Consider the following 12,653-nt stretch of genomic DNA (forward strand, 5'->3'; position numbering starts at 1 on the left):
TTAAAGAGCAGTGCCATCCGCTGCGTCGTCTTCACCGGAACCGTTTCGTTTCCGCTGTTTCGTTCGCTGCGTCAGCTGAGGAGGCGAACTATACGCCCGGGCCCCACACCCGTCAACACCTTTTGCGAGAAAAAGCAGGAAAATTCATCTCCAAACCACCCAGCCGCAGACAAGCCCATGATCTGACAGAAGATATGAACAAAGGGTATTTGAACCTGCCTGTAAAAAAGCGCATGCCTGCCCGCTTCCGCCGCGCTGGAGCACCGCAAAACAAACAGGCCGGCGTTCCCGCCGGCCTGTTCAAACACATCTATATAGTCAAACTCAGTTCTTGCGCAGCTTGGCGAAGGCCGCGGCCATCGCGGTATCGCCCTGCGGCGCGGAAGACTGGCCGCGCTGCTGGCGCGGACGGTTGTCAGCGCGGCTGTCGTTGCGGCCGCCGCGGCTATTGCCGGAGCCGATCTCGTCATCCAGCCGCATCGTCAACGCGATGCGCTTGCGCGCCACATCCACCTCCAGCACTTTCACCTTGACCACATCCCCGGCCTTGACCACCTTGCGCGGATCGTCGATGAACTTATTGGACAGCGCCGAGATGTGGACCAGGCCATCCTGGTGCACGCCGATGTCGACGAAAGCGCCGAAGTTGGCGACGTTGGTGACTACCCCCTCCAGCACCATGCCCGGCTGCAGGTGCTTGATGTCCTCGACGCCGTCCTGGAAGGTGGCGGTCTTGAATTCCGGACGCGGGTCGCGGCCCGGCTTGTCCAGTTCCTTGAGGATATCCATCACCGTTGGCAGGCCGAAGCGCTCGTCGGTGTAATCGGTGGCGCGAACCGACTTCAGGAAGGCGGAATCGCCGATCAGCGTTTTCACCTCGCGACCGGCCTTGGCCACGATCTTCTCCACCACCGGATAGGCCTCCGGGTGCACCGACGACGCGTCCAGCGGGTTGTCGCCGCCCGCGATGCGCAGGAAGCCGGCTGCCTGCTCGAAGGTCTTGTCGCCCAGGCGCGGCACTTTCAGCAGTTCCTTGCGGGTGCGGAAGGCGCCGTTCTGGTCGCGATAGGAAACGATATTTGACGCCAACGTGGCGTTAAGGCCGGAGATGCGGGTCAGCAGCGGCACCGAGGCGGTATTCACGTCGACGCCCACCGCATTCACGCAATCCTCCACCACGCCGTCCAGCGCGCGCGCCAGCTGGCTCTGATTGACGTCATGCTGGTACTGGCCGACGCCGATGGACTTCGGGTCGATCTTCACCAGCTCGGCCAGCGGATCTTGCAGGCGGCGGGCGATGGACACCGCGCCGCGCAGCGACACGTCCATGTCCGGGAATTCCCTGGCCGCCAGCTCGGACGCCGAATACACCGACGCGCCGGCTTCCGACACCACGATCTTGGTCATGCCCAATTGCGGGAAGGCCTTGATCAGGTCCTGGGCCAGCTTGTCGGTTTCGCGGCTGGCGGTGCCGTTGCCGATGGAAATCAGGTCCACCTTGTGGCGCACGCACAGCGCGCCGAGGATGGCGATGGACTTGTCCCATTCGCGGCGCGGCTCATGCGGATAGATGGCGGTGGTATCCAGCACCTTGCCGGTATCGTCGACCACGGCCACCTTGCAGCCGGTGCGCAGGCCCGGGTCCAGGCCCAGCGTCGCGCGACGGCCGGCCGGCGCGGCCAGCAGCAAGTCATGCAGGTTGGCGGCGAAAACCTTGATCGCCTCGCCGTCGGCGGCGTCCTTCAGCCTCGACACCAGTTCCAGCTCCAGCGACAGGAAGATCTTGGCGCGCCAGCACAGGCGCACGCCATCCAGCAGCCATTTGTCGGCGGCGCGGCCGGCATCCTTGACGCCGAAGCGGGCGGCGATCAGTTGTTCATAAGCCGAACGCTCGGTGATCGGCGTCTCGTCCGGCTGGTATTTCAGCGCGACGCTCAGCACGCCTTCGTTGCGGCCGCGCAAGAGCGCCAGCGCCCGGTGCGACGGCATCGCCTTGATATGTTCGCGATGGTCGAAGTAGTCGGAGAACTTGGCGCCCTCGTTCTCCTTGCCCGCCACCACGGCGGCGGCCAGCTCGCCCTCGTTCCACAGCTTTTCGCGCAACTGGCCCAGCAGCTCCGCGTCCTCGGCGAAGCGCTCGATCAGGATGGCGCGCGCGCCGTCCAACGCCGCCTTGGCGTCGGCGATGCCGGCTTCGGCATTGATATAGGTTTCGGCCAGCGCGTTCGGGTCTTGCGACGGATCGGCCAACAGGCTGTCGGCCAGCGGCTCCAGGCCGGCTTCGCGGGCGATCTGCGCCTTGGTGCGGCGCTTGGGCTTGTAGGGGAGATACAGGTCTTCCAGCGTGGTCTTGTTGTCGCTGGCGTAGAGCGCCGCTTCCAGTTCCGGGGTGAGCTTGCCTTGCTCGGCGATGCTCTTGAGGATGCTGTCGCGGCGCTCGTCCATCTCGCGCAGATAGACCAGACGCTCGGCCAGCATGCGCAGTTGGGTATCGTCCAGACCGCCGGTGACTTCCTTGCGGTAACGGGCGATGAAGGGAACGGTGGCGCCGCCGTCGATCAGTTCGATGGTGGACGCCACCTGGGATTCGCGGACGGCAAGCTCAGCCGCCAGGCGGCTGGAAAGGCTTTTCAGCATCGGCTTTTATTCTTTCGCGTCGAACAAAAACCGCTACTGTACCGCCATCCGCCGCAAAATCAAGCCGCGACCGGACGCGCCAGCCAGGCCTGCGCTTCTTCTATCAGGTCGAAATACTGGACATGAGTATGGGACAGCAGGCCGGCGATGTGGGTGGCCAAGCGTATCCATACGTCGCCGACGACGATGGCGACGCGGCCCAGCTTCTCCTCATGCGCGCGCATGAAGCGCACCTCCTCCATCGCCATGTCCAGCGTGAAGTCTTTCAGTTCGGTCAGGTCCAGCAACATGTCCGGTTTGTCGCGCTCCTCCAGCCGCTTGAGCAAGGCCTGCTCCAGCAGCTGGAAATCAGCCAGCGTGAACTCGTTGAACAAGGCCACGTCCAGGCCATAATCCTGCTCACGGATCGAGATCATTTGCTTCTCCACTCCTGTTTGATTGTCGCAAGCGCTTTGACTGTATTCTAGCGCCGCCCAGCCAACATGCCGCTGACCACGATCAAGCCCATCGCCAGCAACGAATCCGCCGTCAGCGCATCGCCCCACACCAGCGCGCCCAGCAGGCAGGAAAACACCACGGTCAGATAGGACAGATTGGCCGCGGTCAGCTTGCGCCCCACCTTGTAGGCGCGGGTCATCGCCAGTTGCGCCAGCGTGGCGGTGGCGCCGACGCCCAGCAGCAGGCCCACGGTGTCCAGCGTCACCGGGTGCCAGCGCTCGAAACACATCAGCAACAGGCCGCCGACGGTGGAAATCAGCGCGAAATAGAACACCACCCGCCATTCAGCCTCGCCCTGCCGCCCCAGTTCCCGCACATGCAGATAGGACCAGCCGGCCAGAAAACCGGAAGCCAGCCCCAGCAGACCCGCGAACCAGACGTCGCCGGACAAGGTCGGCTTCAGCAGCAACACCACGCCGACGAAGCCCAGCGCCAGCCCGCCCAGCGCCTGCGCCGGCAGCCGCTCGCGCAACAGCGCGACGGACAGCAAGGCCAGAAACATCGGCGAGGTGTAGGTCAACGTCGACGCCGTCGCCAACGGCAGGTGAGCGATGGCGTAAAACGACATCAGCAGCGAGCTGTAGCCGATCAGGCCGCGCTGCAGGTGGTAGCGCAGCAAGGGCGTGGCGAAACGCTCCCGCCGCCACAAGGCCGCGCCGCCCAGCGTCAGCACGCCGATCAAGGTGCGCCAGAACACCAGCTCCGTCGACGAGAAATGCTCAGCGCCCAGTTTGACGAACAAGCCCATCAGGGCAAAGAACACTGCGGCCACCACCATCCAGCCGGAACCCAGGCGGAAACCCGCCAACCTGCCACGCACAAGCACTTTCTTGCCTTCCCTGCCAAGCGGCCCTCGGGCCGCGATTGCATACTCTTATTTCTTGGCCAAAGCCACACTCAGACAAATCGACTCCATCTGCCGGCGATAGGTCTTGAACTCCGACGCGTTGGCGGTGCAGCGCGCCTCCAGCAGCCGATTCTTGTCCACCAACTGGATCACATGCAGATTATGGCGCACGATCCACAGCCGGTTGGACACGAAGCGGCCATCGCGATACTCGGTGATCAGGCGGCCCGTCTTCTGATTGACGCGGACGAAGTTGGCCGCCTCGCGGTCGCCATCCTCCTGGCGGAACATCGCCGCCAATCGCGGCAGCGTATCGCTGCGTCCCGGCTTGCGCACGCCGATCTGCACCTCGATAGCGGCGCGCTCGCGCTGGTCGGCCTTGGGCGGAATCACCTTCAACACCCGGATCCGATTGGCGACGCTGGCGCGCACCTTCCAGCCAGGTGGCAGCGTGAAGCGCGCCTTGCTCACCGGATCGGCGTAAGTAGCCGCCAGCGCGAGCGGGCTGGCCAGCAGCGCGCCCAGCACCAGCATGCGGAAAATTGCGGACATGATCTTGGCCGATGGAAGGATAAAAAAAGGCGCGGAATATCCCGCGCCCCTGCATTATGGCATTTAACTTGCCTATTCAGCCAGCCAATGCCGCCCCCATCAGGCGTCGATAATACTCGTGGAAGTGCAGCATGCCTTCCTCGGTCGGGGACTGGTACGGGCCCACCTCGTTGACGCCGACCATCCACAGCGCCTTGCGGCCTTCGTGCATGCGGATGCAGATCTCGTCGTCCTCCTTGGCGGTTTCGAAGTAGGCGGCCTGCTCGGCCTCGATGAACTCCGGCTCGAACCACACCACGTCTTCCGGGTAGTAGAACTCGGTGATCACCGTGCACTTCTCCGGACCGCGCGGAATCACCACGCTGACCACCAGCACGTGCGGATACCACTCCACCATGATGTTGGGGTAGTAGGTCAGCCAGATGGCGCCGAACTCGGGTTGCTGCTCCTCGTAGCGGCGGCGCACTTCCTCGTGCCACTTGCCGTACACCCTGGAGCCGGCGCGCGCCAGGCGGTTCTTCACGCCCACGGTCTGCACGTGGTAGCTGTCGCCCCACTCCCATTTCAGGTCGCCGCAATCAACGAAATTGCCGAGGCCCGGATGGAAGGGATCAACGTGGTAGTCCTCCGAATACACCTCAATGAAGGTTTTCCAGTTGAAGTCGTAATCGGTGCTGTGCATCGAGTGGAAAGCATAACCGTCGAAGGTCATGTGCTTGGCGACGCCCAGCGTTTCCAGATCTGCAGCCACATTGCGGCGCGCGTCGAACAGCAGGCCGTTCCAGCGGGCCAGCTCGGTCTGGCCCAGATTCAGGCATGGCGTTTCCGGAAAATGCGGCGCGCCCACCAGCTTGCCGCCGGCGTCGTAGGTCCAGCCGTGCAGATTGCAGACGATGTGATTGCCATTGCCGCGGCCTTTATAGATGACGGCTTGGCGATGGCGGCAGACGTTGGAGATCAGCTTGATCTCGCCGTCCACGTTCTTGAGCATCTTGCCGTGGCCCAGCCACTCCAGCGTGTGATAGTCGCCGGGATTGGGCGCCATCAGCTCATGGCCATAGTACTGCGGAGCGTCTGCGAACAGCAGTTCCTGCTCCTTGGCGTAGAACGCGGGATCGAAATAGGTATAAACGGGTAGCTGGGCTGCGGATGCTTGAAGCAGTTGAGCAGAAGCCAGATCAGACATTATTCCCACACCTCCGTGGAAGAAGATATAAGACCAGCCGAATCTCGCTCGGGACGAGTTTGCGGGACTATCAAAAACAATCAATCAAAACAAGGGGAACCCTGTCTTACGAGGGCGGAATTATGCCCTCCCCCCTCCCCCGGGGCAAGCGTTAATTCTTTGTGACAATTCTGTTCAGACACGGACTTGTCGAGGGATATGCCTCTCCCCCCCTTCAGCGGCAAACAATCTGCATGGCGGTTAATTAAAATCAAAGACTTGCCAATTTTCGTGCGCCGCAACATTAGAAGCCGTTAATTTATAGTGATATACTAGCCCCGACTTTGTTGCCACATCGACTGTCTGATTTTCGCCTCCGCCAGGCCCGGCCGCTTGCCGACCTGCCGCCCGGCCAAGCTAAAGCCTTGATATGGCGAAGCGGATGGATCGATCCGCCCCGGGATGCCCGGGCGCAACAACAGGCTGGCTAAACCGCCCGCCATGCGCTACCACACGGTAAGGAAACCGGCCGCGCGGCCCACCGGCCGCCGCCTCCGCTCCGGCAGCAAATTGGCTGCAAGCGCATCGCAGTGGATTATTTCACCGATTTCATCCTTTTTTTTCAAATTACATGTTCAAAGCTATGAATTCCAGCATCCTCGTCATCAATTGCGGCAGCTCCTCCCTGAAATTCGCGCTGATCGACAGCGCCACCCATGAAGCGGTCATGACCGGCCTGGCCGAGAAGCTGGGCCTGGCCGACGCCTGCATCACCTTCAAGCACGACGGCGGCAAGCAGACCGCCCAGCTGTCGGCCCCGGACCACGCCGCGGCCATGCACGCCATCATCGAGAAACTGCAGCAAGTGTCGCTGCTGGACAGCGTGAAGGCCATCGGCCACCGCGTGGTGCACGGCGGCGAGCACTTCAAGCAATCCGCGCTGCTGGACGAAAACGCCATCGACGAAATCGAGCGCTGCATCAAGCTGGCGCCGCTGCACAACCCGGCGCACATCCTGGGCATCCGCACCGCGATCAAGGAATTCCCGAGCCTGCCGCAAGTGGCCGTGTTCGACACCTCCTTCCACCAGACCATGCCGGAGAAGGCCTACCTGTACGCGGTGCCGATGAAGCTGTACCGCGAAAACAGCCTGCGCCGCTACGGCATGCACGGCACCAGCTACCGCTTCGTGGCCGAAGAAGCCGCCAAGATGCTGGGCAAGCCGGCCGATGAAACCAGCCTGGTGATCGCCCACCTGGGCAACGGCGCGTCCATCTCCGCCATCCGCAACGGCAAGTGCGCCGACACCTCGATGGGCCTGACCCCGCTGGAAGGCCTGGTGATGGGCACCCGCTCCGGCGACATCGACCCCAGCGTGTTCGGCTACCTGGCCACCGAGCGCGGCATGGACATCACGTCCATCACCAATATGCTGAACAAGGAATCGGGCCTGTTGGGCCTGTCCGAGCTGTCCAACGACTGCCGCGAACTGGAAGAAGCCGCCGCCAAGGGCCACGAAGGCGCCAAGCGAGCGCTGGAAGTGTTCGCCTACCGCCTGGCCAAGTACGTGGCCTCGATGAGCGTGGGCGCGGGCCGCCTGGACGCCGTGGTGTTCACCGGCGGCATCGGCGAGAACTCGTCCTTCCTGCGCGCCGAAGTGATCAACCAGCTGGGCTTCCTGGGCCTGAAACTGGACGTCGCCGCCAACGAAGCGTGCATCCGCGGCAACGCCGGCCGCATCACCGCCGCCGATTCCGTGCCGGCGCTGGTGATCAACACCAACGAAGAACTGATGATCGCCATGGACACCGCCGAACTGGCCGGTCTGGCCAAGTAAGGAAGGCAAGCGATCATGCAGACATTCTTTCTTGCCCCCACCGGCTTCAACGCCGGCCTGACCTCGGTCACGCTGGGCGCGATCCGCTCGCTGGAGCAGGCCGGCCTGCGCGTCGGCTTCGTCAAGCCCATCGCCCAGGACACCAAGGACGGCGAAGCCGAGCGCTCCACCCACTTCGCCCAGGCCATCTGCCGCCTGAACCCGCCGCAGCCGATCAGCATGGACCGCGTCGAGCACCTGCTGTCGCAAGGCCAGGTTGACCAGTTGATGGAAGAGGTGGTGAGCCTGTTCCAGCAAGCCTCGCAAAACGTGGACGTGGTGATCGTGGAAGGCCTGGTGCCCGACCAGAAGCAGGTGTTCTCCACCTTCCTCAACACCAAGATCGCCCGCAACCTGCAGGCCCAGACCATTCTGGTGAGCTCGGTCAAGGCGCTGAACGCGACCGAAATCGCCGAACAGCTGGAAATGAACATCCAGGCCTTCGGCGCGCAAACCGTGTCCGGCTACATCCTCAACCACGTGCTGCCCGGCGCCGACCGCGCCGAGCTGGCGCGCGAAGTGCAGGAGTCCGGCAATCTGAAGAAAGCCGGCCTGCCGCTGCTGGGCGTGATCCCGTACCAGCAGGAACTGCTGGCGCCGCGCACCCAGGATGTGGCCCGCTATCTGAACGCCAATGTGGTGCACGCCGGCCAGCAGGCCAACCGCCGCGTGCGCAATATGGTGGTGGCCGCCCGCACCGCGCCGAACATCGTCAACCTGCTGAAGCCGGGCGCGCTGATCATCACCCCGGGCGAGCGCGAAGACGTGGTGATGGCCACCTCGATGGCCGCGATGAACGGCGTGCCGCTGGCCGGCCTGCTGCTGACCTGCGACTCCGAGCCCGATCCGCGCATCCAGCAGCTGTGCCAGCAAGCCTTCACCGGCGGCCTGCCGGTGCTGGCCACCTCGCTGAACTCGATGGAAACCGCCAGCGCGCTGAACGCGATGAGCCACCAGGTGCCGTCCGACGACCTGGAGCGGATGGAAAAGGTGATCGAGCACGTCGCCGAATTCCTGGACGTGTCCACGCTGAAGCAAAGCGTCGGCGAGCCGCGCGAAATCCGCCTGCCGCCGCCGGCCTTCCGCTTCCAGCTGATGGAAAAGGCCCGCAAAGCCAACAAGCGCATCGTGCTGCCGGAAGGCAACGAGCCGCGCACCATCCAGGCCGCCGCCATCTGCCAGGAAAAAGGCATCGCCCGCTGCGTGCTGCTGGGCAACCGCGCCGAGATCCTGCAAGTGGCCGAAACCCAGGGCGTGTCGCTGCCGGCATCGGTCGAGATCCTGGATCCGAACGAAATCCGCGGCCAGTACGTGGGACCGATGGTCGAGCTGCGCAAGGGCAAGGGCCTGAACGAGCCGATGGCGCTAGCCCAGCTGGAAGACACCGTGGTGCTGGGCACCATGATGCTGGCGATGAACGAAGTGGACGGCCTGGTTTCCGGCGCCGTGCACACCACCGCCAACACCATCCGTCCGGCGCTGCAGCTGATCAAGACCGCTCCGGGCTCCAGCATCGTTTCGTCCGTCTTCTTCATGCTGATGCCGGAACAAGTCTACGTGTACGGCGACTGCGCGGTGAATCCGGACCCGACCGCCGAACAGCTGGCCGACATCGCCATCCAGTCCGCCGACTCGGCAGTGGCCTTCGGCATCACCCCGCGCGTGGCGATGATCTCCTACTCCACCGGCTCGTCCGGCAGCGGCACCGACGTGGAGAAGGTGCGCGAAGCCACCCGCATCGCCCAGGAAAAACGCCCTGACCTGCTGATCGACGGCCCGATGCAGTACGACGCCGCCTCGGTGGAGTCCGTCGGCCGCCAGAAGGCCCCGGACAGCCAGGTCGCCGGCCGCGCCACCGTGTTCGTGTTCCCGGACCTGAACACCGGCAACACCACCTACAAGGCGGTGCAGCGCTCCGCCAACGTGGTGTCGGTGGGTCCGATGCTGCAAGGCCTGCGCAAGCCGGTCAACGATCTGTCCCGCGGCGCGCTGGTGGACGACATCGTCTACACCATCGCCCTGACCGCACTTCAGGCGGAGCAGACGCCGGCGAATTGATCTAAAACTTGATCACGCAAAAAAATGCCGCGTACCTTTACAGGTGCGCGGCATTTTCTGAATCAAGACAACAACCGTCAGCAAAACAATCCTTCAGCAAACCATAAAACGACAAGATCACATTGCATCAAACGCATTCTTGAATTTGCTATTCAAAATAAGCGCAGTCGATCTGAACCCAACAATTTCGCCATCATGCTGCTTGATGAATGTCGACACATCCCCATACTCGCCATCATCAACAAGCTCCGCATATTCAGCATAAAAAACCGAATTATTCTTGCTCAGCAAAATCATTGACAAAAGGTAATTATCCCTTCCACCATAGCTGCCGCCTAAATACTTCAAGCCAACTTTTCCGCTGTTCACCAAGAAATCATTCCATGAAAAAATCTTGGCATAACTAATAGCCCTACAATCAAGAGACCTTTGATCCAGACTTAGAAGCTCCCTATCAATTATACTTTTCCCACCCCAGTCAGGATTACATAAATTAGGAACCGATGCCAACCAGGTTCTGTTCTTAAAGCCTCCCAAAGGCATTCTCAAAATCAATAATTTCCTTGGCCGATTCTCTCCAATTATATCAGCCGAAACCAGCATCACTCGCCCATGAGGCACTGATTCAGATTTACTATCTTTGGATAAATCATTCAGAACGGGAATATCAGCAGATGCCGCAACAAACACCCATTCACCAGCGGGCAAAGGTATATTCATACTGCCAATAGACATTGCTTCAGAAAAGCGAGAACCAACAGGAAAAGACGACTTGAACTTCTCCACTCGTTGCGATGGAGATTCAAAAAAACCAAACTTGACTTCAGCGGCCATCGAAGACAAAGAGAATAGGCTTAGAAAAATGATTACGATAACATTCATGATTTAATCCTCAATATAGATTAATTTATACATGAAGAAATTTTCGCACCATTTAAGCACACACTACCGACCTTAAGGATCACCGTCAACAAACAGCAAATCAGATGACCCATAACATTGAGCACTGCCAGCAGCGCCACTCAAAAGTTCAACATAGCCCATCATCATCAAACAGTCATCCAAGACACATCGCTCGGATCACTCCCTATTTTCCACATTTAACTTTTAGAAATTTTAATTAGTATTTTCATTGAGCAATTTCCAAATCCGTGAACAAACCCAAGATACCAGCCTAATTGATATAAAGGAGTCACACGCCTCTATTCCAATAGGGCTCTCAACTGCCGCGCCACGCCGGCCTGATCGTGGTCGCCGATCACCGGCGCGTCCGGCAAGCGGCGCTTCAGCTCCGGATGCGCGTTGGCCATCACGTGCGGCAGGCCGGCCAGCGCCAGCATTTCCGCGTCGTTGAGATTGTCGCCGAAGGCGGCGCAGTCTTCCGCCGCGATGTCCAGGTGATCAAGCAGGCGGCGCAGCGCGCTGCCCTTGTGCACGCCGGGCGCCATCACTTCCAGATAACAGATGTGGGAATAGGTCATGGACACTTCGTCGCCCAGCTCGCGGGCGATGTCGGCCTCCACCTCCTTCAGCTGCGCCGGCGCGCCGCAGAAGATCACCTTGGACACGTCGTCGGCCTTGAAACCCGCCAGGTCCTCGATTTCCGTCACCTCACCGGTGTAATGGCTGAACTCGCGCTTGCTGTGGTAGGCCATGATGCAGTCGTCGCGGTAGACGCCCAGCTCGGTTTCCCGGATCAGCTCCGGCCGCAGCAGCCTGGCCAGCAAGGCCGGCGACAACCGGCTTTGATAGAGAAGCTCGCCGTCCGCCAGGTGAATGCGCGCGCCGTTGGCGCTGATCACCGGCACCGACGGCAGATCCCGCGGCCACAGTTTCCGCACCTGGCGCTCGTGCCGGCCAGTGGCGACGGCCAGGGCGATGCCGCGTTCCACCGCCGCCTGCAAAGCGGCGCGCGTCTCGTCGGCCAGCCTAGAATCCTTGTCCAGCAGGGTGCCGTCCAGATCGGAAACAATCAGTCGCATATCGGAATCTCCGTGTTCGCATCGCTGAATTGTGCACGATCACGCAAAAACAGGCAAATAATCATGCACGATTCCGCGTAAATCCTGCCATTTCTTTGACTGGGCCTGCACGATCGTGCAACACTTCCGCCATTCCGTCTGACTTCAACTCCGCCATGTCCAAAGAACGCGCAAGCGCCAGCCAGCCCTCCGGCCGCCATCAATACATCCGCGAGCAGCTGCGGCTGCACGGCCGGGTTTACGCCGGCGAGCTGGCGGCATCGCTCGGCGTGTCCGAGGACTCGATACGCCGCGACCTGCGTGAACTGGCGGCGGACGGCGCCTGCCAACGCGTGTACGGCGGCGCCATCGCGCTGACGCCGAATCGCCACGGCTTCCTGCAACGCCGCCACGAGAACACCGAGCGCAAGGCCAGACTGGCCGCGGCGGCGGTGCGGCTGCTCAAGCCCGGCCAATTCGTGTTTCTGGACGGCGGCACCACCAATCTGGAAATCGCCCGCGCGCTGCCGGAACAGCTGCCGCTGACGGTGGCCACCAATTCCATCCCGATCGCCGCCGCGCTGTTCGGCCAGAAACAGCTGTCGGTGCTGGTGCTGGGCGGCAGCCTCAATCATCAGAGCGGCGACGCGCTGGGCACCACCGCCACCCGGATGCTGGACACGATGCGGCCGGACATCTGCTTTCTCGGCACGTGCTCGGTGGACGGCGAACTGGGCGTGGGCACGGTGATGGCCGACGAAGCCGCATTCAAGCGCCATCTGGTCGAGCAATGCGGCCACACCGTGCTGGCCGTCACCAACGAGAAGCTGGACACCGCCTCGCCCTTCATCGTCGCCCCGCTGTCCGACATCGGCACCCTGATCATCGAACCCGACGCCGACCCCATCCGCCGCGCCCACCTGGAAGCGGGCGGCGCGCCTTTGCTGATCGCCGGCTGACGCCAGCCAGCCCATCGGCATATTGCCTCCAATCAAACATTTGTTTTAAAGTTCTGCACGGCGCGCGTCCTCGATAAAACCATTACAAATCAGCGTGCTT

General features: G+C 61.7%; 11 protein-coding genes. 4 read left to right on the top strand and 7 right to left on the bottom strand.

The window, feature by feature from the left end:
* The coding region (locus ACX17K_RS19910) for a hypothetical protein (protein WP_493776120.1) at positions 1–186 on the top strand (186 nt) is incomplete at its 5' end.
* Between the two features lie 138 nt (positions 187–324).
* Here ACX17K_RS19910 and ACX17K_RS19915 read toward each other — a convergent pair.
* From ACX17K_RS19915 to ACX17K_RS19935, 5 genes are all read right to left on the bottom strand, one after another.
* Entirely contained in the window at positions 325–2,637 is a 2,313-nt protein-coding gene (locus tag ACX17K_RS19915; RefSeq protein ID WP_493776121.1) for a Tex family protein, read from the bottom strand.
* A gap of 59 nt (positions 2,638–2,696) precedes the next feature.
* Entirely contained in the window at positions 2,697–3,053 is a 357-nt protein-coding gene (locus ACX17K_RS19920) for a SpoIIAA family protein (protein ID WP_021478352.1), read from the bottom strand.
* A gap of 47 nt (positions 3,054–3,100) precedes the next feature.
* Positions 3,101–3,913, bottom strand: coding sequence for a DMT family transporter (locus ACX17K_RS19925; protein ID WP_493776224.1), 813 nt, complete (start codon positions 3,911–3,913; stop codon positions 3,101–3,103).
* A gap of 96 nt (positions 3,914–4,009) precedes the next feature.
* Positions 4,010–4,534 (bottom strand): hypothetical protein, encoded by a 525-nt coding sequence (locus ACX17K_RS19930; protein ID WP_493776122.1) that lies wholly within the window; start codon positions 4,532–4,534, stop codon positions 4,010–4,012.
* 76 nt (positions 4,535–4,610) lie between these two features.
* Positions 4,611–5,720 carry an aromatic ring-hydroxylating oxygenase subunit alpha gene (locus ACX17K_RS19935; protein WP_493776123.1) on the bottom strand — a complete coding sequence of 370 codons (1,110 nt, stop codon included), beginning with the start codon at positions 5,718–5,720 and terminating at the stop codon, positions 4,611–4,613.
* A 622-nt stretch (positions 5,721–6,342) separates the two neighbouring features.
* On the opposite strand from ACX17K_RS19935, the gene ACX17K_RS19940 reads away from it, so the two are divergent.
* Both ACX17K_RS19940 and pta read left to right on the top strand, forming a co-directional pair.
* Positions 6,343–7,536 (top strand): acetate kinase, encoded by a 1,194-nt coding sequence (locus ACX17K_RS19940; RefSeq protein ID WP_493776124.1) that lies wholly within the window; start codon positions 6,343–6,345, stop codon positions 7,534–7,536.
* 15 nt (positions 7,537–7,551) lie between these two features.
* Positions 7,552–9,633, top strand: coding sequence for a phosphate acetyltransferase (gene pta, locus ACX17K_RS19945; RefSeq protein ID WP_493776125.1), 2,082 nt, complete (start codon positions 7,552–7,554; stop codon positions 9,631–9,633).
* Positions 9,634–9,750: 117 nt separating this feature from the next.
* Here the strand turns inward: pta and ACX17K_RS19950 are convergent, their stop codons facing one another.
* Both ACX17K_RS19950 and ACX17K_RS19955 read right to left on the bottom strand, forming a co-directional pair.
* Positions 9,751–10,515 carry a hypothetical protein gene (locus ACX17K_RS19950; protein ID WP_493776126.1) on the bottom strand — a complete coding sequence of 255 codons (765 nt, stop codon included), beginning with the start codon at positions 10,513–10,515 and terminating at the stop codon, positions 9,751–9,753.
* Between the two features lie 320 nt (positions 10,516–10,835).
* A complete protein-coding gene (locus tag ACX17K_RS19955) occupies positions 10,836–11,615 on the bottom strand; it encodes a Cof-type HAD-IIB family hydrolase (RefSeq protein WP_493776127.1) in 780 nt (259 codons plus the stop codon).
* Positions 11,616–11,770: 155 nt separating this feature from the next.
* Between ACX17K_RS19955 and ACX17K_RS19960 the strand changes: the two genes are divergently transcribed.
* Positions 11,771–12,553, top strand: coding sequence for a DeoR/GlpR family DNA-binding transcription regulator (locus ACX17K_RS19960; RefSeq protein WP_343481586.1), 783 nt, complete (start codon positions 11,771–11,773; stop codon positions 12,551–12,553).
* Positions 12,554–12,653: the final 100 nt, after the last annotated feature.

Source organism: Chromobacterium sp. INPA-IVC (assembly GCF_059047085.1).